At 41.8% G+C, this 22468-nt stretch carries 24 protein-coding genes; 3 read left to right on the top strand and 21 right to left on the bottom strand.

All coding sequences use genetic code 11. The features are described 5' to 3' along the window. Window positions 1-26 precede the first annotated feature (26 nt). Together recU and JJ692_RS10915 are read left to right on the top strand one after the other, a co-directional pair. Window positions 27-662: a Holliday junction resolvase RecU gene (gene recU / locus JJ692_RS10920; RefSeq protein WP_044333249.1), complete on the top strand. Its 636-nt coding sequence runs from the start codon at window positions 27-29 to the stop codon at window positions 660-662. A gap of 19 nt (window positions 663-681) precedes the next feature. Beyond that, on the top strand, window positions 682-3393 hold the full coding sequence (locus JJ692_RS10915) for a PBP1A family penicillin-binding protein (RefSeq protein WP_206533735.1): 2712 nt from the start codon (window positions 682-684) through the stop codon (window positions 3391-3393). 36 nt (window positions 3394-3429) lie between these two features. On the opposite strand, the gene JJ692_RS10910 is transcribed toward JJ692_RS10915, so the two are convergent. The 17 genes from JJ692_RS10910 to JJ692_RS10830 form a co-directional block, all read right to left on the bottom strand. Continuing rightward, window positions 3430-3939, bottom strand: a complete 510-nt coding sequence (locus JJ692_RS10910; RefSeq protein WP_024428110.1) for a YpoC family protein — start codon at window positions 3937-3939, stop codon at window positions 3430-3432. After that, complete coding sequence (gene nth, locus JJ692_RS10905; protein WP_024422776.1) at window positions 3936-4598, bottom strand: endonuclease III; 663 nt, start codon at window positions 4596-4598, stop codon at window positions 3936-3938. The genes JJ692_RS10910 and nth overlap by 4 nt, the downstream gene beginning before the upstream one ends. Before the next feature lie 17 nt (window positions 4599-4615). Further along, on the bottom strand, window positions 4616-5320 hold the full coding sequence (locus tag JJ692_RS10900; protein ID WP_024422777.1) for a DnaD domain-containing protein: 705 nt from the start codon (window positions 5318-5320) through the stop codon (window positions 4616-4618). 99 nt (window positions 5321-5419) lie between these two features. Next, on the bottom strand, window positions 5420-6712 hold the full coding sequence (gene asnS, locus JJ692_RS10895) for an asparagine--tRNA ligase (protein ID WP_024422778.1): 1293 nt from the start codon (window positions 6710-6712) through the stop codon (window positions 5420-5422). A gap of 114 nt (window positions 6713-6826) precedes the next feature. Beyond that, window positions 6827-7312 (bottom strand): cell wall elongation/penicillin-binding protein regulator TseB, encoded by a 486-nt coding sequence (gene tseB / locus JJ692_RS10890; RefSeq protein WP_024422779.1) that lies wholly within the window; start codon window positions 7310-7312, stop codon window positions 6827-6829. Between the two features lie 12 nt (window positions 7313-7324). After that, a complete protein-coding gene (locus tag JJ692_RS10885) occupies window positions 7325-7495 on the bottom strand; it encodes a YpmA family protein (protein WP_065214698.1) in 171 nt (56 codons plus the stop codon). Between the two features lie 132 nt (window positions 7496-7627). Next, a complete protein-coding gene (gene dinG / locus JJ692_RS10880; RefSeq protein WP_122631033.1) occupies window positions 7628-10420 on the bottom strand; it encodes an ATP-dependent DNA helicase DinG in 2793 nt (930 codons plus the stop codon). Window positions 10421-10533: 113 nt separating this feature from the next. Next, on the bottom strand, window positions 10534-10917 hold the full coding sequence (panD, locus tag JJ692_RS10875) for an aspartate 1-decarboxylase (RefSeq protein WP_206533734.1): 384 nt from the start codon (window positions 10915-10917) through the stop codon (window positions 10534-10536). Beyond that, window positions 10910-11776 carry a pantoate--beta-alanine ligase gene (gene panC, locus JJ692_RS10870; protein WP_206533733.1) on the bottom strand — a complete coding sequence of 289 codons (867 nt, stop codon included), beginning with the start codon at window positions 11774-11776 and terminating at the stop codon, window positions 10910-10912. Before panC ends, panD begins: the two co-directional genes overlap by 8 nt. Beyond that, entirely contained in the window at window positions 11773-12612 is an 840-nt protein-coding gene (gene panB / locus JJ692_RS10865) for a 3-methyl-2-oxobutanoate hydroxymethyltransferase (protein ID WP_044333241.1), read from the bottom strand. Before panB ends, panC begins: the two co-directional genes overlap by 4 nt. 197 nt (window positions 12613-12809) lie before the next feature. Next, complete coding sequence (locus tag JJ692_RS10860; protein WP_206533732.1) at window positions 12810-13793, bottom strand: biotin--[acetyl-CoA-carboxylase] ligase; 984 nt, start codon at window positions 13791-13793, stop codon at window positions 12810-12812. Next, window positions 13766-14968, bottom strand: coding sequence for a CCA tRNA nucleotidyltransferase (locus tag JJ692_RS10855; RefSeq protein ID WP_206533731.1), 1203 nt, complete (start codon window positions 14966-14968; stop codon window positions 13766-13768). The genes JJ692_RS10860 and JJ692_RS10855 overlap by 28 nt, the downstream gene beginning before the upstream one ends. Beyond that, window positions 14961-16106, bottom strand: coding sequence for an N-acetyl-alpha-D-glucosaminyl L-malate synthase BshA (bshA, locus tag JJ692_RS10850; protein ID WP_206533730.1), 1146 nt, complete (start codon window positions 16104-16106; stop codon window positions 14961-14963). The genes JJ692_RS10855 and bshA overlap by 8 nt, the downstream gene beginning before the upstream one ends. Before the next feature lie 2 nt (window positions 16107-16108). Then, window positions 16109-16813: a bacillithiol biosynthesis deacetylase BshB1 gene (bshB1, locus tag JJ692_RS10845; RefSeq protein WP_024422785.1), complete on the bottom strand. Its 705-nt coding sequence runs from the start codon at window positions 16811-16813 to the stop codon at window positions 16109-16111. After that, window positions 16800-17219, bottom strand: a complete 420-nt coding sequence (mgsA, locus tag JJ692_RS10840) for a methylglyoxal synthase (protein ID WP_024422786.1) — start codon at window positions 17217-17219, stop codon at window positions 16800-16802. Before mgsA ends, bshB1 begins: the two co-directional genes overlap by 14 nt. A 17-nt stretch (window positions 17220-17236) precedes the next feature. Continuing rightward, a complete protein-coding gene (gene dapB, locus JJ692_RS10835) occupies window positions 17237-18040 on the bottom strand; it encodes a 4-hydroxy-tetrahydrodipicolinate reductase (protein ID WP_024422787.1) in 804 nt (267 codons plus the stop codon). A 5-nt stretch (window positions 18041-18045) separates the two neighbouring features. Beyond that, window positions 18046-18381, bottom strand: a complete 336-nt coding sequence (locus JJ692_RS10830) for a nucleotide pyrophosphohydrolase (protein ID WP_024422788.1) — start codon at window positions 18379-18381, stop codon at window positions 18046-18048. Between the two features lie 137 nt (window positions 18382-18518). Here JJ692_RS10830 and JJ692_RS10825 point away from each other — a divergent pair, with 137 nt between their 5' ends. After that, window positions 18519-19391 (top strand): YitT family protein, encoded by an 873-nt coding sequence (locus JJ692_RS10825; RefSeq protein WP_024422789.1) that lies wholly within the window; start codon window positions 18519-18521, stop codon window positions 19389-19391. A gap of 30 nt (window positions 19392-19421) precedes the next feature. On the opposite strand, the gene ypjB is transcribed toward JJ692_RS10825, so the two are convergent. From ypjB to qcrB, 4 genes are all read right to left on the bottom strand, one after another. Then, a complete protein-coding gene (ypjB, locus tag JJ692_RS10820) occupies window positions 19422-20225 on the bottom strand; it encodes a sporulation protein YpjB (RefSeq protein WP_206533729.1) in 804 nt (267 codons plus the stop codon). Window positions 20226-20290: 65 nt separating this feature from the next. Further along, window positions 20291-20884: a lipoprotein heptaprenylglyceryl N-acetyltransferase LhaT gene (gene lhaT, locus JJ692_RS10815; RefSeq protein ID WP_206533728.1), complete on the bottom strand. Its 594-nt coding sequence runs from the start codon at window positions 20882-20884 to the stop codon at window positions 20291-20293. 100 nt (window positions 20885-20984) lie between these two features. Next, entirely contained in the window at window positions 20985-21752 is a 768-nt protein-coding gene (locus JJ692_RS10810; RefSeq protein ID WP_024422792.1) for a menaquinol-cytochrome c reductase cytochrome b/c subunit, read from the bottom strand. Between the two features lie 41 nt (window positions 21753-21793). Continuing rightward, complete coding sequence (gene qcrB / locus JJ692_RS10805) at window positions 21794-22468, bottom strand: menaquinol-cytochrome c reductase cytochrome b subunit (protein ID WP_003215804.1); 675 nt, start codon at window positions 22466-22468, stop codon at window positions 21794-21796.

Raw genomic sequence — 22468 nt, 5'->3', positions numbered from 1 at the left:
ATGCATTAAAAGGAGGCTGAAACTTGATGATTCGGTATCCAAACGGAAAATCGTATCAGCCCATTCAACAAATTGGGACAAAAAAAAGAATCAGCGGCGAATCCTCTTATAGTAACCGCGGGATGACGCTTGAGGCTGATTTAAATGAAACGAACCAATACTATTTGGTCAACGGGATCGCAGTCATTCATAAAAAGCCTACCCCAGTTCAAATTGTGAATGTGGATTATCCAAAAAGAAGTGCTGCTGTCATTAAAGAAGCCTATTTTAAACAATCATCCACAACAGACTATAACGGGGTGTACAAAGGCCGCTATATCGATTTTGAAGCAAAGGAAACCAAAAGCACTACCTCGTTTCCGCTCAAAAATTTCCACGACCATCAAATTGAGCATATGAAACAGGTTGAAAAGCAAGGCGGCATTTGTTTCGTTATTATATCCGCTTTTGGCTCCGTTTATTATTTGCCGGCTTCAGATCTCTTTTTCTTCTGGGAGCGGCAGAAGAAAAACGGACGTAAATCCATTAGCAAAGACGAATTAATGGAAGCTGGCCACATAATGACACTTGGATATTCGCCAAGAATTGATTATATTAAAGTAGTGGAGACACTTCATTTTTCGGATGAAAGCAATCAGCAATTACGTTCGAAAAAGGTTTAACACGAAAGGTTGAGATGTGATGTCTGATCAATTTACAAGTCGTGAACAGCGACGTAAAGCAAGTCAAGTTAACAATAAGAAGCAAAAGAACAAAAAAGGCAAAAAGAAAGCAGGTCTATTTAAAAAAATATTTTTATCTTTACTCGTGATCGGTCTACTTTGTTTAGTTGCCGGAATCACAACTTTTGCCGTTTTTGCATCAAGCGCTCCTTCTATTGATGATAGTAAGCTTAAAACACCATACTCTTCAAAGCTTTATGATAAAGACAAGAAAGTGTTTGCAGAAGTTGGTGCAGAAAAAAGAACGTATGTCTCGATAAAAGATATACCCGATGTGGTAAAAGACGCATTTATTGCGACTGAAGATGCACGTTTTTATAAGCACCATGGGATTGATCCAATCCGTATCGGCGGTGCCCTTGTCGCAAACGTTGAAGACGGCTTTGGGGCTGAAGGCGGAAGTACCATTACACAGCAGGTTGTGAAAAACTCCCTCCTAACCAATCAAAAGACGTTAAAACGGAAAGTACAGGAAGTATGGCTCTCGATTCAGCTTGAGCAAAAATACTCTAAAGATGAAATTTTAGAAATGTATTTAAACCGAATTTTCTTCTCTCCTTATGCTTATGGTGTTGGGAAAGCAGCTGAACAATTTTTCGGAGTCACAGATTTAAATAAACTAACCGTTGCACAAGCTGCTACACTTGCAGGTATGCCGCAGAGTCCTTCTGCCTATAACCCAGTGAAACACCCCGAGGCAGCGGAAAAACGCCGTAATATCGTTTTAAGCCTTATGAAAAAACAAGGCTACATTTCAGAAAAAGAATATGACGTTGCAAAAGCAACCCCTGTCAGCAAGACAGTTGTTTCAGCTAGTAAATATAAGAGCCAAAACTCTAGTAAGTACTCTGCCTACATTGAAGAAGTGATGGAAGAAGTACAGAAAAAAGCCAAAGTGGATGCATCAACTGATGGATTAAAAATCTATACATCCCTTGATCGAAATGCACAGGATCACCTAAATGATATCATCAATGGAGATTCAGTTGGATTTACGAAAGGGATGCAGGCGGGTGTCACCCTGCTTGATACGAAAAATGGTGAAATTCGCGCCATTGGCGGTGGACGTGATGTACCAGCCGGCGGCTTTAACTATGCGACGGATGCAAAACGCCAGCCAGGGTCCACAATCAAACCGATCTTAGATTACGGTCCAGTCATTGAAAACAAAAAATGGTCAACATATCAGCAAATTGATGATGCACCGTATACGTACTCAGATGGTACACCGATTAACAACTTTGACAGAAGACATTTAGGTAAAATGTCGATGAGAAGTGCTTTGGCACAATCGCGTAACATCCCTGCACTTAAAGCATTCCAAGAAGCTGGTTCAGCCAATGCCGCTCAATTTGCTAATAATTTAGGCATGGACTTACCTTCTGATATTCCAGAATCTTATTCCATCGGTGGATTTGGAGATGGTGTGTCTTCATTAAAAATGGCAGGTGCATTTAGTGCATTCGGTAATAACGGATACTATAATGAACCGCACGCTGTCACATCTGTTGAATTTAATGACGGGACAAAGCTTGACCTTACGCCGGACTCAAAAGCAGCAATGAGTGATTACACAGCATTTATGATCACAGATATGCTGAAAACTGCTGTCCAATCTGGTACTGGTACACTTGCACAAGTACCGAACGTTCAAGTAGCTGGTAAAACAGGTACAACGAACTTCACACAAGACGATATTAATAAACACAATATCCCTTCTGGCGGTGCGAAAGATTCGTGGTTTGTCGGTTATACGCCGCAATATACAGCAGCCGTTTGGACTGGAATCGGTAATTCAAAAGATGCAGACGGAAAAATATGGCTGAATGATTACGAGCAGCGTGTGGCCAAAATCGTCTTCCAGCGATTGATTTCTCAAATTGATGATGGAAGCGGCTCATTTGAAAAACCAGACAGTGTCGTTGAAGCTACGGTTGAAAAAGGATCCGATCCTGCAAAATTAGCCGGACCGAATACACCAAGTGACAAGAAGACAACAGAATACTTTGTAAAAGGAACGGTTCCAACAAAAGTATCTGACACATATGAGAAGAAAGAAGCCGACAAGCCTTCTGATTTAAAAGCAGTGTATGATGAAGAGAAAAAATCCATCACACTGACTTGGGGCTATTCTGACGACGCTGATGCTACATTTAATGTCAAGCAAGCAGTTGATAATGGCGGCTATAAAGATATTCAAAACAGCTCTGCTAAAGAAGCGGTCATCTCTGATGTGAAGCCTGGCTCCACTTATAAATTCCAAGTGACAGCCACTGTAGATGATGTCACGAGTAAAGCGGCTTCTACCTTCCTCACCATTAAGGATGACGCAGATGAGGAAGAAAAAGCGGATGATGAGAATAAAGAAGAAGAACCGCAGCAGCCTGACGACGAGCAGACAGACCAAACTGACGATAACAAAAATCAGCCCCCTGGCACTGATGAGCAAAAGCCTGATGACAAAAAAGATCAAGATAAGGATAAGGATCAGGACCAAGGCGGAAATACAGAAAACGGAAATAATGGTTCTTCAGAAAATGGCTCAGACAGTACAAATGGGAACAGCAACTCGCAAACTGATAATAAAGATAAAAAGAAAGATGATGAGAAAGCCAACTCGCAAAGTTCCAATTCGCAATCAAATGCTACTTCTCGAAAAGAAGATGAATAATGAAAAAGCACTTGCCATAGGAGGCAAGTGCTTTTTTTAACGCTGCTGTCTGATTTTTTTTAGTGCTTCATATTTTCCATACTGCTTTTTTAATTCCGTGTATAGCTCGTCCAATTGAATAAAGCAGTGATATTGAGTTGGTTTTAGCAAAATGAACTCTAAACGTTCCGTCCAATTAATCGGAGCAACAGGAAATGTCTCTTGCTTGATATGTTCCCATTCAAACGTTTGGACACTCTCCCCTTTGATCCAGTAAAACATCGCAATCATACTGACGATTCCTTGCAGCATATCATCTTCTTCACAGCGGGATTTTCTTGTTTGGAAACGAGGAAGCATTTTTTCTTTTAATTCGTCCCACAGCTCAAACATCACAGGAACAAATTCTTCAGTTTCCTGCCACGGAAACTCGTCTGTTAAAACTTCTGAAGATAGATCATATGCGAGCGGATTGGCTCTCAGTATATCTACTCGATCACCTTTAATCTCTACCTTTTTTTCTTTTAGCTTTTCGACATATGAGGTGAAAACAGCTGCCCCGCTCATGCCAGCTTCACCAATCCTTTTTTCAGCCTCTTCTGCCCTTCTCTGCACATATCAAGAAGTGGACACGATTCGCACTGCGGCCGCTGCGCCTTACAATGATATCTCCCAAAAAAGATCAGACGGTGATGCGTCACAGACCAATCTTCTTTTGGCACCTTTTTCATCAAGGTTTGCTCTACTTCAAGCACAGAATCCTTCCAGCGGCAGATGCCTAGACGCTTGCTGACTCGTTCTACATGTGTATCTACTGCTATTGCCGGTACCCCAAAAGCGACTGAAACGACGACATTTGCTGTTTTCCGGCCAACCCCAGGAAGCTTAACAAGCTCGTCCCGGTCCTTTGGTACTTCACCGCCATATTCTTCAATCAGCATTTTGCTCAACTTTTGAATGTTTTTAGCCTTATTTCGATAAAGACCAATCGAGCGAATATCTTGCTGGAGTTCTTCAAGCGGTACACTTAAATAGTCTTCTGGTGTTTTATATTTTTGAAATAACGTTTTGGTGACCTTGTTTACAAGCACGTCCGTACATTGAGCAGAGAGCGCAACAGCAATCACAAGCTCAAATGGGTTGGCATGAACAAGCTCACACTCAGCCTCTGGAAACATATCTCCTATAATATCTAAACACTCATTGATTTGTTTTTTTGATAACATGCCTTCTCCTTTATTGGTTATTGTTCCAGCCAATTATAAAAAGGAACTTGTCGTTTATAAGTGGACGTCTCTTCGTTTGAAGGTGGCGTTTTCTGCTGAGAACGGAAGTGCTGGCTATGTTCTTTTGCTTCTTTCGCTGTTTTCAGCCCTTTCTTTTTCCACTCAAATAAAATTCGATCAATATAACGGAAATTTAATTTCCCTGATAAAACGGCTTCTCTTAGTGCTAGCCGTATCATCTCAGCATCATGATGGTCTTGATCCATCCAGATCGAAAGTGTTTCTCCTTCAAGGGGTGACAGCGGTCTGCCGAATTCATCTTCAAATAAAGCATATAAAGATTTTTCAGCCTGCACCTGTTGTTTTTGAACTTCTTTCGCCTGTTTTGTTTCTAAAAAGTCATACAGAACGCCCCATAAAGGTTCTACCGAGTAACGGTCATGCTGAATACCAGACCTGTCTTCAAATGGCTGAATCGAGATAAATCCTTTTTGAATCAGATGCTGAACCATATACGCGCACTCTTCCGCTGAAATGGTCATGCCTTGAGAAAGCTCTTCAAATGTTTGAAAGAAAACGCCTTGTTCTTCATTCATTTTAATCTTGAGCATCACCATCATCTGTGATTCATTCAGTCCTAACTGCTCATAATGAGCAATCAGCAAATTAGGCAAACTTGTCGACCCCATTTGCTGCATATTAATAAATTGCTGCCTATTCATCGGATACACCTCTTCACTTTAAGTATATCACGTTTTATTTCACGTGCCTCTCTAAAAAGACGTTTGAAAAAGCCTCCATTTGTTGGAGGCTTTCACGTCTTAAGGGTATAAACGGTTTAATAATCTTGGGAAAGGAATGGTTTCACGCACATGCGGCGCTCCGCTAATCCAAGCAACTGTACGTTCAAGTCCAAGACCAAAACCTGAATGCGGTACAGAACCGTATTGTCTTAATTCTGTATACCATTTGTAAGTTTCCTGATCAAGCCCATGTTCTTTCAATCTTGCTTCAAGAAGCTCTAAATCATGAACACGCTCAGAACCGCCAATAATCTCTCCGTAGCCTTCTGGTGCAATCAAGTCTGCACAAAGGACAACATCTTCACGATCCGGTGCTGGCTGCATATAAAACGGTTTTAATGATGTTGGGTAATGAGTGATAAACACTGGTTTATCATAGCTTTCGGCGATCGCAGTTTCGTGAGGCGCTCCGAAGTCATCTCCCCATTCGATATCATCAAAGCCTTTTTCCTGCAAGAATTTAATCGCTTCATCGTAAGTGATGCGCGGGAATGGTGCTTTGATATTTTCTAATTTTGCTGTATCACGGCCTAATGTTTGCAGCTCCACTTTACAGTTTTCAAGTACACTTTGCACAACATGAGTCACATAATTTTCTTGATACTCAAGGTTTTCATTGAATTCGACAAAAGCCATCTCCGGCTCGATCATCCAAAACTCAATTAAATGACGTTTTGTTTTAGATTTTTCAGCTCTAAATGTTGGGCCAAATGAGAATACTTTTCCGAGTGCCATTGCTGCAGCTTCCATGTAAAGCTGGCCACTTTGAGAAAGGTATGCATCTTCATCAAAATATTTCGTAGCAAACAGTTCCGTTGTGCCTTCAGGTGCACTTCCAGTTAAAATTGGCGGATCTACTTTCACGAAACCTTCTTGATGGAAGTATTCATATGTAGCACGAATAATTTCGTTACGGATTTTCATAATGGCATGCTGTTTTTTAGAACGAAGCCATAAATGACGGTGATCCATTAAGAATTCTGTTCCATGCTCTTTTGGTGTAATTGGATAATCTGTCGCTTCATGAATCACTTCAATGGATTTCACTTGCAATTCAAAACCTAGCGGTGAACGCTCATCTTTTGTCACTTGACCTGTCACATAGACAGATGTTTCTTGAGTGACTGATTTCGCAAGCTTAAAGACTTCCTCTTCCACTTCTGCTTTTACTACGACTCCTTGAATAAAGCCTGTCCCGTCACGCAGCTGCAAAAATGCAATTTTTCCGCTTGAACGTTTATTGGCAATCCATGCGCCGATGGTTACTTCTTGATCGACGTGTTTGAACACTTGATTAATCGTTGTTTTCAACATAATTCCCTCCAAAGCCAGAAAGAAACTCACCTTTAGACAGGTGTGAATCTTTTTTCATACATTTTATTATAACCGTTCTAAATCAGCATGGTCAACGCAAGACAGGAGAAACTACGGTGTTAAATTTTTTTCCACGTGTCCTGTCGAGAAGTCGACATAGCTGAAGCTATATTGATTGTTTTCATTTAAGTATGTCACTTCCCAAAGAAGTACGTCACCTTCTCTCGCTAATTTGACTTCTTTTAGCTTAGAGACCGTGTTCTCCTTTTGAACGGCTTGTACTGCTTGATTCGAGGTAATGCCTTCTTTTGCTTTTTTTGCGATCACTTTTTCTTTTTTGCTGGCAGGAACCCAAACGTAGGTCGTTTCATTCTGTTTGTTTTTCCCTTCAACAATAAATTGTTTTTCTTTCCCGACAAAGGTTTCCACTTGCTCCACTTGTACGATGTTTGCTTGTTCTTTTGCTCGTTCGATCGCTGCTTCATGCCCTTGTTCTCTTTGTCCCATGGCAATTTGATAAATCCACGTAAAGCTGATGATGCCAATAAGCAGAACGAGAGCCACTACAGATGAAATAATCCAGACTATTTTTTTCATGTCAAGCTTCCCCTATGTGCGATATATCGTAAATACCGCTTGATTTTGGTCTTCTTGATCTAATGCTAATCCAAACATGAGATCTTCTCTTTTAAGCGTTCTGTTCAATAAATCAACGATTTTGTATAGGTCTTCTGAATGCTTAATTTGAACAGTTGAAAGTACCTCTATTTTACTTTCCACTTCTAATTCCTCCTCGGTACGTAAATATTGTTAGTCATACTTTTCTGCACGGGAACCGATACTATTTTTACAACGGAACACAAAAAGCCGTTACGATAAATTAACTCCAAACCCACACCAGCTAAAGGCCGCTTATGACAGCGGCTTTTCGTTGTTAAGGTTTTCTATATACGCCTCAAGTGACTCTTTTGACATCTCGTGAACCGGCGCATGAGGGAGTGATTCTAAAAATAGTTTTCCGTATGAAGCTGTTTTCACTCGGCGGTCTAAAATCAGCAATGTGCCTATGTCTTTTTCAGAGCGCAGCAAGCGTCCAGCTCCTTGCTTAAAGGTTAACACAGCTTCTGGTAAAGCGACCGCTTTAAACGGATTCTTCCCTTGTTTTTTAGCTGCATCACATTTGGCTTCAATGAGAGGAGAATCAGGCGGCCTGAACGGAAGACGTGCCATGATGACTGTTGTCAGCTCTGAGCCCGGAAAATCAACACCTTCCCAAAAACTACCCGTACCAAGTAAAATGGCTTGTTTTGCTAATTTGAACATTTTCGTTAATTTTACGGGGCTTCCGCCTGTCAAACCTTGAGCAAAAAGAGCTGATTGCATCCCTTCTGTTTTTAGCTCTTCATAGACTGCTTTTAACATCTCATGTGAATTAAACAAAACCAATATTTTTGCATGCTGCTGCTTTTCCATGACCTTAATATATTGCGCAGCCTGCTTTACATAATCTCGTTCATCACGGTTCGTAATCGGCGGCATGTCTGCTGGAACAATGACCTTAAGCTGTTTTTCAAGTTCAAAAGGTGAATCAATTTGCACAAGATGAGGATAAAAATCTTGCAGGCCAAACCGTTCCAAGCAATAATCAAAGCGGTGATTGATGGTGAGTGTCCCTGATGTGAGGACAACACTCTTTTTGTTCATAAAGAAACGATCAGCCAAAAGCTCCCCAGTATCTAACGGCTGTGCATGCATAAAGACTGCGTTTTTGGCACCTTTTGCATCAATTTCAATCCAAACCGTTTCATCGTTTTTCGGTTCAAAGATAAACCGGTACAGTGTACTGCAAAAAGTATGCATAAACGACATAACTTGGTCGTATTCCTCTGCTTCAAAGGCAAAGTGTTCTGTCAGCTGATCACTTTTTTGAAGAAGCTCATTTTTTTGCTGTTCATACAGTTTCTCACAAGCAATTAACAAGGAACAAAGCTTACTTGCCGTTTCTTTAATCCGTTTCCACTGAGCATGCTTTGAATGATGACGTACTCTATGAATGAGACGATTGATGTCGGCTTTTGGTTTTGTCCTTTTCACAAATGAATGGACGGTGCTAAAGAAAGCGTCACTTTCCATTTGAAGCTGATTGAGATACTCATCCATTTCAATAAAGGTGTCTGTCTGTAACCCTGCATGATGAAATCTCTTTTTCAGTTTCTTTAACAGTCCGCCTTGCAAGGAGCCAAGCTGCGTTAATTTCGCGTGAAGCTGGATATAAGACGCACTATCCCCTAGTGTTTCATTGGCTGTTTTCTCAAATTGATGGGCTTCGTCTATCACATATACGTCAGCATGCTGAAAGATAGACGATGCCTCCGTTTGTGATAAAAGCAGACGATGATTCGTTAAAATTAAATCAGCTGTTCTTGCCCTTTTTTTGGCGCGCTCATAAAAGCAATAGTCTTTAAAACGGCGCTTTTTCGATGTAAACGGCATATGCACACAGGAAATGCGGTCTTTTATATTGGCAGCTCCTGACGGTAAATTCAGTTCAGATAAATCACCTGTTTCTGTTACAAGGAGCCACATTAAAATTTGCGCCTTCGTTAAGACGACATCATAGTTATCATCTTCCTCATGAAGCACGTGCTCAAACTTATCTAAACAAATATAATGCGCCCGACCTTTAAATACACAGGCAGCAGGCTCAAACGGGAGCAATTGATTCAACATCGGCACATCGCGCTGAAGCATTTGCTGCTGCAAAAGGATGGAATATGTACTAATAATGACAGGTTTTCCTGATTTCCTCGCTTCTAGAGCTGCTGGGATGAGGTAAGCGAGCGTTTTCCCAATACCCGGCGCCGCTTCAATTAATGCATAAGCTCTTTCATGAAACACGTCTCTCACTTTATTCATCATTGTAAGCTGGCCTTCTCTTACCTCATAGCCTTCTACCGTTTGCGGAAGCTTCTTTTTGATCTCCTCAAACAGCTGTTTATCATCTTCGCCTACTGAATGTGTCGCCCTACTGATAGGATTGGTGACATCTTTTACAGAAAAAGAGCCGACTTCCACTAAAGAATCTTCCCGGCTAGCATGGTTTGTTTCAAGCTGCTTAATTAAAAGTCCTATATCACTTAGGAGATAAGAGGATAATCTGCGCAGCTGCTTCAGCACATTTTTCGGTGTATGTTTTAATTGATGTAATAAAGTTAAAAATAACATGGCAGTAACTTCCGCATCACTATCCGCCCTATGCGGGTGGTCATGTGGAAGCATGAGCTCTTCACTTAATTCAGTGAGCTTATAACCTTCAAGCTCAGGATAAAGAATTCTAGAGATCTCAACTGTATCAATTGCTAGCACATCCAGCTCATTTTTCCCGCATGCTTTTAGTTCATCATTTAAAAAATTCAAGTCAAAATGAACATTGTGCGCAACAAAATAAGCACCCTGTATGAGATCATACACCTCTTGGGCAATGTCCTCAAAAAACACCGCATCGTCAACCATGTGCTGCTGAATGCCTGTCAGCTGTTCAATAAATCCTGGGATTGCTTTTCCCGGGTTCACATATTTTGAATACCGTTCGACAATTTGTCCATTTTCAATGACCACCGCAGCTATTTGAATGATTTTATCACCCTTTTTAGGTGAATTCCCGGTGGTTTCAATATCAACGACAACAAACCTTTGATCGGTCATAAAATGGACACCTCAATTCCTCGTTTCACCCTGAAGTGAAACACGCTCTGGACAAAATAGATGAAACAGAACAGCCTCTCTTCTGAAACTGTTCTGTTTCCACGGAGCCTGCGTTATAAAATCGTTCTCGCAGGCTCTTGCCCAATCATTTGTTCAATTTGATTTTGTTTATTTAACACGACCACTTTTGGTGTATGTGTCTCAGCTTCTTCTTCTGACAGCATCCCATAAGCGATAATAATGACTTCATCCCCAGGCTGAACGAGTCTCGCCGCCGCCCCATTTAGACAAATGACACCGCTCTTTCTTTCGCCGGGAATAATATATGTTTCAAGTCTTGCGCCATTATGATTATTGACAATTTGTACTTTCTCATTTGCCATCATACCTGCCGCATCAAGTAAATCTTCGTCAATCGTAATACTGCCTACATAATGTAAGTTTGCTTCTGTTACCGTTGCTTTATGAAGCTTAGATGTCATAAAGGTTCTATACATGTTTTTCACCGCTTTCAGGAACATGGAAAATCACATTATCAATCAGTCTTGCCCGTGAGAATTTCACCGCAACCGCCATAATGACTTGACCTGCTAACTGCTGAAGCGGCTCAAGTTCTGGATATGAGTAGATCTCAATATAATCAATTTCACCGCACGTCTGAACAAGTTCCTCTTCAATCAGCTGATATACACGACTGACATCACGTTCACCTTTTTCAACAGCTGACCGGCCTTTTTTTAATGCGCGGTATAAAGCGGGTGCTTCTTGTCTTTCTTTTTCTGACAAGTACACATTCCTTGAGCTTTTCGCTAAACCGTCTTCTTCTCTGACTGTCGGTACAGATACAAGGTGAAGATCAAAGAAGAAATCCTTGATCATCGCATCGATCACAGCGACTTGCTGTGCATCCTTTAGTCCAAAGTAGACATTTGTTGGTGACACAAGATGAAACAGCTTTGTGAGCACAGTGACAACACCGTCAAAATGTCCTGGACGTTTTTTTCCGCATAAGACATCTGTCCGCTTTTGAACCGTCATCGTAATAGATGGTTCATTTTGGTACATTTCCTTCACATCAGGTGTAAATAAAATATCCACCCCTGCTGCTTCTGCCAGACGCTGGTCTCTTTCCATATCCCTTGGATAGGATTCAAAGTCTTCATTTGGTCCAAATTGCAACGGATTGACAAAAATACTCATCACGACAATGTCATTTTGACCTCTTGCCTCTTTCGCAAGCGTCAGATGTCCTTCATGAAGAAAACCCATCGTTGGAACAAAGCCGATGGAATGCTGGTTTTCTTGATGCTGCTTGATTAACTCTTTTAGCTCGTGAATATGGGTGACAACGTTCATTTTTTGATTCCCCCATATAAGCCATCAAGGACTTCTTCTTTGATATGAAACGTGTGCATGTCCTCTGGAAATGTGCGTGCTTTTACTTCTTTTGTATATTGAATGAGCGCTTCTTCTAAAACAGTATCAATTTGCGCGTATTGTTTCACAAACTTAGGTGTTCTAGACACCCCGTATCCTACCACATCATGGTAAACGAGAACTTGTCCGTCTGCCTCAGCTCCTGCACCAATTCCGATCACAGGAATCTTCAGCATGTCGGTAATTCGTTTTGTCAGTTCGCCAGGTACACATTCCAGCACAAGAGCGATTGCACCGGCTTCCTCACATTTCAAGCTGTCTTCAATCAATTTTTGAGCACTTTCGTGGTCTTTTCCTTGCACTTTATACCCGCCAAGTACACCAACTGATTGAGGTGTGAGGCCTAAATGACTGACGACAGGAATTCCGCCTCTTGTTAGAGCTTGAATGGATTCAAATACTCCATCTCCGCCTTCTAGCTTTAAGGCATCGGCACCACTTTCTTGCATGATGCGTGCAGCATTTTTCATTGTTTCTTCTAACGAATAATGGTAAGACATAAATGGCATATCAGTCACAACAAATGTGTCTTTTGCGCCTCTTTTCACTGCTTTTGTGTGATGGATCATATCATCCAGCGTGACTTGAACTGTGGAATCTAGTCCAAGTACAACCATCCCAAGTGAATCACCAACTAAGATCATGTCGACTTCCGCTTTTTCCGCTTGCTTTGCAGCTGGATAGTCGTATGCGGTCAGCATCACAATAGGTTCGTTTTGTTCTTTCATTTTGAAAAAATCTAGCTTTGTCTTCATTTGTTCCTCCTCATTCTGGAGAGGAGATGGCTTGCCTCACATCACATGCTTTGATTTCTCATGTGCGGCGAATCATCCCTCTGTCCAAGTCCCTTAGGATCAAGGCAGAAATTTATCGAATTTTTCTTCATAACAGGTACAGTTCTTTGCAGATACTGCCCACACGAAGTATATCAAAAATGTGCCGGGTGTTCCACTCAAGTTGACTTGATCTCAATGTCTGCGGAGTAGATTTTTTGGATACCGTCCTCCGTTTCAAGCAATAAAACACCTTCTTCATTGATGCCAAGCGCCTTCCCCGTATATTGCCCATTGACGGTGCGGGCCACAATATGTCGACCGATCGTCATCGCAAACGATTCCCATAAATGTTTAATCGGCGCAAATCCTTGCTTCATATAATCATCATATCTTTTTTCAAAAGTGGACATGATCTGTTGTATAAGTGCAGCACGATCCACTTTTTCATTCAGTTCCATCCGCAGACTTGTGGCGACATCCTTTAGGTCATCCGGGAAGTCATCAGCTGTTTGGTTCACATTTATGCCCGGTCCAATAATGACCGCATGAACCTGGTCAGCTTCTGCTTTTAATTCAGTCAGAATGCCAACGACCTTTTTTCCATTCAACAAAATATCGTTTGGCCATTTAATAGATGGACTGAGTCCTGTTTGCTGCGCAATCGCTTCTGCGATGGCTACAGATGCCAAAAGCGTCATTTGCGGCGCTTTATGCAGCGGAATTTCAGGCCGGAGAATGAGACTCATCCAAATGCCTGTCCCGTTTGGTGAATGCCACGTTCTTTGAAGACGCCCTTTTCCGTTTGTCTGATGATCGCTGACAACGATCGTGCCGTGGGGCGCACCTTCATTGACAAGATCATGGGCAATCAGCTGGGTTGAAGCGACTTCTTTCTGAAAGAAAATATGCCTGCCAAAGCTCTCTGTTTCCAGACCAAACAGAATTTCGTCCTCACTAATTTTGTCCGGTTTACGAAGCAGACGGTATCCTTTTCTTCTGACTGCTTCTACCTCATACCCCTCTTTTCGCAAGTCCTCCATATGCTTCCACACAGCAGTTCGGGAGCAGCCAAGTTCATCACAAATCTGCTGACTTGAGACAAAATCCTCACTGGATGCTGTAAATAGTTCAATTAATCGTTTTCTAATTGCTGATCGCATGCTGTAAGCCACTCCTCTATGGCTTCTTTTCGGTTTTCTAAACGGTTTTGCAAAACGGCTTTTTTCACAAAATTGAGCTCCTCTGCAATCCATTTCCCAGATGTCTTTTGCCGAAATGCCATTAAATCTTTTCCTGAAACAGCGAGGTCTTGGAGCTTTTTAATCGGCAGTGCATCATAAGAACGCTTCGCTGCCTCCAGCTCATCAAAGAAAATGCGGCGCTCATGTTTTAGCTGTGTGATCTTCAAACTAGATAAGAGCACGTGTTCACCAGCTTCAAACATGTTTTCCGCATCCCAGTCACAATCAACGTATTTACTAATGGCTACTGCTTCTTTCAAAAGCTTAGTTGACAGCTTCCATTCTTTTAAGAAGGCCGCAGCCTCCGCTTCATCTAGGCCGAGTAAATGAATGCAAGCCCCCCATACCTCTTCTAGTCCATCCAGTAAGTAATATGGAAAGGCTTGAAAGGATTCATGAAGACGCTCCTCTTTAAGACCTGGCAATTCTTCATATAAATTGGTTGAAATGAGTACTTGAATGGCCTTCTCACAATGACGGCCTTTTAAAAGCTTCTCCATTTCAATCTTTTTGCGCTCAACTGATATGTTGGCAAGCAGATGCTTATCCTTTTTCATAGCTTCAGCCGTTTCATCAGCGAGTTCAAAGCCAAGCTGGCTTAAAAAACGGACAGCTCTCATCATGCGAAGCGCATCTTCTTGAAAGCGGCACGCAGGATCTCCAACAGTTTGAATTCGTTTCCGCTTAATATCCTGTTTACCACCTACATGATCAATAATTTCCCCATTTATATCCATGGCCATCGCATTAATCGTTAAATCTCTTCTTAAAAGATCTTCCTTAAGCGACGTGATAAACGCCACTTCTTTCGGTCTGCGAAAATCTTCATATTCTGATTCCGTTCGAAACGTCGTGACCTCATAGCTGACACCATCATGCAACACAATGACAGTGCCATGCTCCTTACCGACATCTACTGTTTTTTCAAATAAAGACTCAACCTTATCAGGTGTTGCATCTGTCGCAATATCGATATCACCGATTTCCCGTCCTAATAGAACATCTCTCACCGCTCCGCCGACAAAGTAAGCCTGATGCCCATGTTCGTGCAGTGTATGTAATATAGGGATCGCATGTGTGAATGGTTCATTCATCTTCATCATCACCTTCGATCAATTCTAGGTAAAGCTTCTCATATTCACTCACAATCTTATCAGAGGAGAAATGAGCCTGAACACTAGACTGAGCTGCCGCTGACACTTTTTCATGAAGCGCTTCGTCTTTCAGCAGAGACACTGCGTGCTTTGTTGCTCCGTTTATATCGCCGAGCGGGACAAGAAACCCTGTTTCTCCATGTGTAATGACCTCTGGAATACCGCCGACATCCGTACCGATACAAGGAACACCGCACGCCATTGCTTCAAGAAGCACAAGCCCAAAACTCTCCTTCTCTGAAAGAAGCAGCTTCAAATCACTTATTGAATATAGCTCCTCAACCTTCTCTTGCTTGCCTAAAAATAACACACGGTCTGTCAGTCCTAATTTTTTCACAAGTTCACATACAACCGATTTCTCAGGACCATCACCAATGAGCAGCAGCTTTGCCTGCACCTGTTCAACAATCTTTTGAAACACATGAATCACGTCATGCACCCGTTTCACCTTTCGAAAGTTTGATACATGAATGATGACCTTTTCGTTCGGTAAAAGACCATAATGTGTCTTTAGCAAATCGTGATCTTCACGCAAATACACCCGTTCATCTACAAAATTATGAATCGTATCAATCTTTTTATCTGGTTTAATGAGATCGTATGTCTGCGCAGCTAATGAATGCGATACCGCTGTTACGCGATCTGATGATTCGATGGCGAACCGAATCACTTCTTTTAATGATGGGTCATAGCCTAAAACCGTAATATCCGTTCCATGAAGCGTCGTAACGACTTTCACAGAGTGTCCAGTCATTTGTTTGGCTAGAAACGCACAGACAGCGTGCGGGACTGCATAATGCGCATGAATAATATCAAGCTTTTCTCGTTTTGCGACTTCTGCCAATTTACTTGCCAGCGCAAGGTCATAAGGCGGATATTGAAAAACTGCATATTGATTCACATCCACCTCATGAAAATAAATATTCGGATATACTTTATTAAGCCTAAACGGAATGCTAGAGGTAATGAAATGAACATCGTGCCCTTTTTCAGCTAAACGTTTTCCAAGCTCCGTGGCTATAATGCCTGAGCCGCCGACACTTGGATAACAAGTAATTCCGACCTTCAGTTTTTTCATAATTACCCCCCAAGTAAGTCATCGTCCAACAAAAGTGGTTTCTTTGTGATAAACCCTTCTGCATAAGCTTTGTTGACTTCTCTTCCATACATAGACTCTCTCATTTTGACAAAATCAATATAACCGTTCACAAGAGGTGTCTCTACTGAGTTTGCCGATTTAACAAATTGGCTTTTATACGCATGCAGGCTATCAATTTTTTGGTGCATTTCCTCAGAAATATCGATCACAAAATCTGGACGATGGTGCCCATTAATCATGTAATAATACATTTGGCTTATTTTATGCGCTGGCTGCTTGTATGAATCTTCAAATTTATGTATACCTGCAGAAAAAGCGGCCTCTTCTACAAGTGAGCCCGCATGACCATGATCTGGATGCCGATCTTGGTGGTACGGAGCGAAAATCAGTTTCGGTTTGTAAGTTCGAATCACGCCCGCAATTTCCTTCATCGCTTCGTCGTTTAGATAAAGCCCTCTATCTGGCAGTGTAAGCTGGATTCTCGCTCTGACACCTAAAATAGCGGCGGCGGCTTTTGCTTCTTCTTTGCGGCTCTCGACTGTTCCATTTGAAGATAATTCAGCCTGGGTCAAGTCGCAAATCCCGACGCGCGCCCCTTTTTTTACGTATTTTGCAATCGTTCCGCCCATTCCGATCTCTACATCATCGCTATGGGCACCGAATGCAAGGATATCAAGTCGTTTCATTTGTTCCTCCGTTTTTTGCTACATCTCGAAAATCAAACGTACCTTTATTTAAATTCCTGACTAAAATTTCAGCAGTTCCCATATTGGTGGCTAATGGAATGGTATACACATCGCAAAGCCGGATGAGTGCAGATACATCCGGTTCATGCGGCTGCGCAGTTAGCGGGTCTCTAAAAAAGAGCACAAGATCCATTGCATTATCAGCAATTAAAGCACCGATCTGCTGATCTCCCCCAAGTGGTCCTGATTGGAAACGATGAATGGGAAGCCCCGTCGCTTCTTTCACTCTCAAACCTGTTGTCCCTGTTGCGTAAAGTGTATGATCTGCCAAAATATCACGGTACGCAGTGGTAAACTGAATCATGTCACTTTTTTTCTTATCATGAGCGATTAAAGCAATGTTCATCAGGAATCCACTCCTTATTAGTCGATGATATTTTCTAAACCATAAACGAGCTGATCAATGTGCATGACCTGCTCTACTGAAAGCTTCACGCCTGACATAAAGGATGCACGGTTATAAGAATCATGACGAATGGTGAGCGTCTGTCCGTCCATTCCAAACAGCACTTCTTGATGTGCAATCATGCCAGGAAGTCTCACGCTGTGCAGACGGATACCATCATAATCTGCTCCTCGTGCACCTTCGATTAATTCTTTCTCTTCTGGATGTCCCTGTTTTTTGCTTTCTCTTACTTCTGCAATCATTTCAGCCGTTTTTAAGCCCGTACCGCTTGGGGCATCTAGTTTTTTATCATGGTGAAGCTCAATGATTTCAACGTCAGGAAAATAATTCGCTGCCATTTTGGCAAATTTCATCATTAAGACCGCACCGACAGCAAAGTTTGGTGCAATAATACAGCCTATGCCCTTTTCTTCTGTTAATTGCTGAAGCTCTTTTAGGTCATCTTCTGAAAATCCAGTTGTTCCGACGACTGGACGCACGCCATGTTCAAGTGCTTTTTTTGTATGTACTTTCCCGATTTCTGGTGTTGTTAAATCAATTAATACATCTGGTGTTGTTTCTGAAAGACACACATCAATATCCGTATAAATTGGCGCATGAGATGTCGTATGAATCACATCAGATAATTTTTTTCCTTCATGCGCGTGATCAAGTGCTGCCACCAGCTCAAAATGGCCTGTTTCTTCCGCCAGCTTCACAGCCTCTATCCCCATTCTTCCTCTTGCTCCAGCGATTACTACTTTGATGGTTTCGTTCGTCATCGTCTCTACTTCCCTTCTTTTTTCGTCCAGCGGTCTTTATCTCTTGTGTTGAATTTATGCATCACACGATCATGTGCTTCTTCTAGTGAAATATCAAGTGAATTAGCAAGGCATGTTAACACAAACAAAACATCGCCAATTTCTTCTTCCATGCTTTTTTCTGTTTCCGTTGTTTTTTTCGGCTTTTCTCCATAGTAATGGTTAACCTCTCTTGCCAGCTCCCCTAATTCTTCTGTCAGGCGGGCCATCATGGCAAGCGGGCTGAAATAGCCTTCTTTAAATTGTCCTATGTAATCATCTACTTCTTGCTGCACGTGACGCAGCGTTTTTTCTTTCGTCATGAAGCTCATCCTCCTATCCATCTCTTACATGTTAGCGAAATCATAAATATTTGACAAATGTTTAAGACTCAGTTTGCTTGTTTCTCTCCCATACCATATAATATTATCGCTGTCTAAGCAAAAAAAGGAGTGGTCTCTTGCTAAAAGAAATTCGTCTTAAAAATATCGTATTTATTTTAATAGGATCTGCGATTTTTTCTTTCGGTCTTGTTCATTTTAATATGCAGAACAATTTGGCGGAAGGCGGATTTACAGGTATTACACTGCTTTTATATTTTCTATTTCACATTGACCCATCTATTTCAAACCTTGTCTTAAACATTCCGATCTTTTTTATAGGCTGGAAAATGCTCGGCAGAACGATGTTTACTTATACAATTGTAGGAACAGTGAGTCTTTCTGTCTTTCTTGCCATCTTCCAGCGCTTTCAAATACATATGCCTCTCCAGCACGATTTAGCCTTAGCCGCCCTCTTTGCAGGTGTATTTATCGGAACAGGCCTCGGAATCATCTTTAAATTCGGCGGTACAACAGGCGGTGTGGACATCATTGCAAGACTGATCAACAAGCATTATCAGGTGGCAATGGGACGAACAATGTTCATCTTCGACGCATGCGTCATTACCATCTCTTTGACCTACTTAAATTATAAAGAAGCGATGTATACACTTGTCGCAGTGTTTGTTGCTGCGAAGGTCATTGACTTCATGCAAGAAGGCGCTTACGCTGCCAAAGGCGCCATGATTATCTCTGAAAAAGATGACATCATTCAAAAGAAAATCACAGATGAAATGGAGCGCGGTGTCACCATCTTAAAAGGGGTCGGTTCCTATACGAAACAGGAGCGCAACGTTCTTTATTGCGTCGTTCCGAAAAACGAGCTTGTCCACCTTAAAAGCGTCGTGACCTCAGTCGATCCTCATGCGTTTGTATCTGTCAGTGACGTGCATGATGTACTCGGTGAAGGCTTTACATTAGATGAACACAAAAAGCCGCTCAATCCACATTAAAAAAGAAGCACCAGTTTTGGGCTTCTTTTTTTATGATTTAGGATAATCAGCCTGACGTTTTTGCTTCTTTTCTTTTTCTGCACGATATTTCCGAAATCCAACATACGTTAACGTTAATAAAATGATACTCCCGGTTGTTAAGATGACCCATAAAAGCGATGGATCCGCTTCATCTTCATCGACGTGAGCAAACACACTCGATAAATCCTCTTCCAGCTTCGTGAGACGTTCAAGCTTTGTCCCACTTGATGCTTTTAAAAATTCACCTTGCTCAATCACTTCCATGTGCTGCTTAATTGTCTGCAGCTTTTCAGGCGAAATATCAATGGTTAAACTTGGATAGATCATATCGTATAAAGAAACCAGCTCATTCCAAGTTTCATAAAATGTCGTCGATTCTGGCTCTTTTACTTCTTTTTTCAAAGTAGGAAAAGAGCCCATAATAGGCTTCTCCAGCGAACCCCAAAGAGGCTCAGAATCCGACTGGATCGCATCAAGCAGCATTCTAAATTGAGAGGCATAACGAAGCTTTTCGCGCTCATTCAATTCTTCCTGCGGCAGCCCTTTTATCATATCTTGATAGCCAAGTGTAATTTGCCGAATCTGCGTATTCGTCAAAGTTCCACGCCAATTCTCAGCTTTAAATGTCTTTTCAACATACAATGCGACTTGTAACGCCTCATCATATTTAGCTTGTCTCGTTAATTGAAAGATGGAATCTGATAGTTCCGTTAATTCTTGCAGCGTGTTAGCAGCTGTTTCCTCACCTTTGACAACTGCTGGCTGTAATACGAGAAAAAATAATAGAATCATCGCGATTGGCTTTCGTTTCATGCAAGTCCCTCCTAGCCCTTCTCCTTACAGCGTATGAAGAAAAGGACAAGGTTAGACCAACATTGTTAAGGGAGTTCAAGCTTGACCGATTTTTTCGATAGAACGAGATAATACGAAACAAGAAGAACCGCAATACTTAGCCAAAACGTCACGTAGCCGATCTCGTTTGAGTAAGCAGACAGCATAGAATAACGGGGCATCATACCAAATACATAATCAATTACATCATTATGTAAGATCCAAATGCCTGCTACCACGAGATGACGCATTTGAAAACGATAATATGGCGCAAACAATACAGCCTGAACCGCCATCGCAAAGTGAGACCCAATCAGCATGTATCCTTCCCACGGAAAATCATCAACAGATAAAAGCACAAAGATATTCATTCCTACCGCCCATAACCCATATTTAATCAAGGTCACAAGAGCAAGTGCTTCAAAATAAGGAGCATTTCGTTTCATCAAAAACGCAAGTAATACAAATAAAAAGAAAAAGCTGGCCGTTGGACTGTCTGGTACAAAAGCTAAAAAGACAGCCGGTGTCTCTACGAGCTGCGGAATATACCAATAGTAGCCGTACACAGTGCCAAGGAAATTGATCATAAGCACCAGCACAAGCATGTAGTGCGTCGCTAGCAAATATTGAATCCATCTCATATGTCTCTTCACTCACGATCTGTTAAAATCAGAAAAAAGCTGACAGCGCCAGCTTTTTCTCTTTTGAGTATATCCTTGTACTTGCATTTAAACAACTGAATTATTTTGATTTGACCTCAGATAAATATTTAGAGAGCTTCTCAAGTTCTTCATCACTGCCTTTAAAGACACCCTTCGGCATGTTGCCTTTTCCTTCTACAGCGATTTTAGCGATCTCCTCAGGCGAAAGACCGTTGTCAACGAGTGACGGTCCAGCTGCTCCGCCCTGCATGTTATCCCCGTGGCAGGAGATACATGTCTGCTCTTGATAAATTTTATATTCTTCAGCTGAAGTATCAATCTCTGCTTCTTTCTTAATCTCACCTTGTTTTGCCGCTGCTTCCCAATCATGAGTTGCAACAGACTCCCACGTTAAATATGTTGCTGCGCCGACTGCAAGAATCATCATCCCGACTGCAATTGGTCTTCTATACGGTCTGCGTTCTGGACCTGAATCAAGAAATGGTGCGAGCAAAAGTGCACCAAACGCAATTCCAGGCATAATCATCGCGCCGACGACAGTGAAGTTTCCTGCAGCAAATTCATATTTTAATAACTGGTACAAAAATAGGAAATACCAGTCTGGCAGCGGAATATAGCCAGTATCTGTTGGATCAGCCATCCGCTCAAGCGGAGGCGCATGAACAACAGTTAGGACAAGAAATCCAATTAAAAAAACGGCACCTACAAGCCATTCCTTTAAAAGAAAGTTCGGCCAAAAGGCTTCTGTTTTTCCCGGATATTCGGAATAGTCTTTAGGTATGTTAGGTTTTCTTTCTGCCGGTATTCTGGAATCTCCGACAAACTTCATCCCTTTTCCCCTATGCAAAGTCATCCCCTCCTCATTGAACATTCATCAAACGCAGCATTTTATAGCGGTCCAGAAATTCCTTGCTTACGAATCATAATAAAGTGGGCAGCCATCAGCCCAAATAATGCCGCTGGCAAGAAAAAGACATGGATAGCGAAAAATCTCGTCAGCGTTTGTGCCCCTACAATGTCAGGATGACCTGCAAGCAGCGTTTTGATCTCTTTACCAATGAAAGGTGTTGCTTCTGCTATTTGAAGACCAACCTTCGTCGCAAACAGCGCCTTCATATCCCATGGTAAAAGATAACCTGTAAAACCAAGTCCAAGCATCACAAAGAAAATGAGCACACCAACAATCCAGTTCAGCTCTCTAGGCTTTTTATACGCCCCTTGGAAAAAGACCCTTAGCGTATGTAAAAACATCATCACAATGACTAAACTCGCACCCCAGTGGTGCATCCCTCTGACAATCTGGCCAAATGCCACTTCATTTTGCAAATAATAGACAGATTCCCAGGCATTTTTAATATCCGGCACGTAATACATCGTTAAAAACATGCCCGACAGGACTTGAATGACTGTCACAAAAAACGTTAAACCGCCAAAACAATACACAAAAGCGGAGAAATGATGTGCTGGGTTGACGTGCTCTGGCACCTCGTGATCCGCAATATCTCTCCATATTGGTGTAATGTCCAGCCGCTCATCTACCCAATCGTAAATCTTGTTAAGCAT

The organism is Bacillus sp. 3a (assembly GCF_017161885.1).
In the GTDB taxonomy this organism is placed as follows: Bacteria; Bacillota; Bacilli; order Bacillales; family Bacillaceae; genus Bacillus; species Bacillus safensis.
Note: the sequence above shows the minus strand (reverse complement) of the source record. Positions and strands in the feature narration are given on the sequence as shown.

Bases quoted from the DNA above. Each gene is read 5' to 3' on its own strand.
- recU (WP_044333249.1), top strand. From the start codon at position 27: ATGATTCGGTATCCAAACGGAAAATCGTATCAGCCCATTCAACAAATT.
- JJ692_RS10915 (WP_206533735.1), top strand. From the start codon at position 682: ATGTCTGATCAATTTACAAGTCGTGAACAGCGACGTAAAGCAAGTCAA.
- JJ692_RS10910 (WP_024428110.1), bottom strand. From the start codon at position 3,939: ATGAGCGGGGCAGCTGTTTTCACCTCATATGTCGAAAAGCTAAAAGAA.
- nth (WP_024422776.1), bottom strand. From the start codon at position 4,598: ATGTTATCAAAAAAACAAATCAATGAGTGTTTAGATATTATAGGAGAT.
- JJ692_RS10900 (WP_024422777.1), bottom strand. From the start codon at position 5,320: ATGAATAGGCAGCAATTTATTAATATGCAGCAAATGGGGTCGACAAGT.
- tseB (WP_024422779.1), bottom strand. From the start codon at position 7,312: ATGAAAAAAATAGTCTGGATTATTTCATCTGTAGTGGCTCTCGTTCTG.
- dinG (WP_122631033.1), bottom strand. From the start codon at position 10,420: ATGACCGATCAAAGGTTTGTTGTCGTTGATATTGAAACCACCGGGAAT.
- panD (WP_206533734.1), bottom strand. From the start codon at position 10,917: ATGTATAGAACCTTTATGACATCTAAGCTTCATAAAGCAACGGTAACA.
- panC (WP_206533733.1), bottom strand. From the start codon at position 11,776: ATGAACGTTGTCACCCATATTCACGAGCTAAAAGAGTTAATCAAGCAG.
- panB (WP_044333241.1), bottom strand. From the start codon at position 12,612: ATGAAGACAAAGCTAGATTTTTTCAAAATGAAAGAACAAAACGAACCT.
- JJ692_RS10860 (WP_206533732.1), bottom strand. From the start codon at position 13,793: ATGCGATCAGCAATTAGAAAACGATTAATTGAACTATTTACAGCATCC.
- JJ692_RS10855 (WP_206533731.1), bottom strand. From the start codon at position 14,968: ATGAATGAACCATTCACACATGCGATCCCTATATTACATACACTGCAC.
- bshA (WP_206533730.1), bottom strand. From the start codon at position 16,106: ATGAAAAAACTGAAGGTCGGAATTACTTGTTATCCAAGTGTCGGCGGC.
- bshB1 (WP_024422785.1), bottom strand. From the start codon at position 16,813: ATGAAACGACTTGATATCCTTGCATTCGGTGCCCATAGCGATGATGTA.
- mgsA (WP_024422786.1), bottom strand. From the start codon at position 17,219: ATGAACATTGCTTTAATCGCTCATGATAAGAAAAAAAGTGACATGATT.
- dapB (WP_024422787.1), bottom strand. From the start codon at position 18,040: ATGACGAACGAAACCATCAAAGTAGTAATCGCTGGAGCAAGAGGAAGA.
- JJ692_RS10830 (WP_024422788.1), bottom strand. From the start codon at position 18,381: ATGACGAAAGAAAAAACGCTGCGTCACGTGCAGCAAGAAGTAGATGAT.
- ypjB (WP_206533729.1), bottom strand. From the start codon at position 20,225: ATGAAACGAAAGCCAATCGCGATGATTCTATTATTTTTTCTCGTATTA.
- lhaT (WP_206533728.1), bottom strand. From the start codon at position 20,884: ATGAGATGGATTCAATATTTGCTAGCGACGCACTACATGCTTGTGCTG.
- qcrB (WP_003215804.1), bottom strand. From the start codon at position 22,468: ATGCTTAACAAGATTTACGATTGGGTAGATGAGCGGCTGGACATTACA.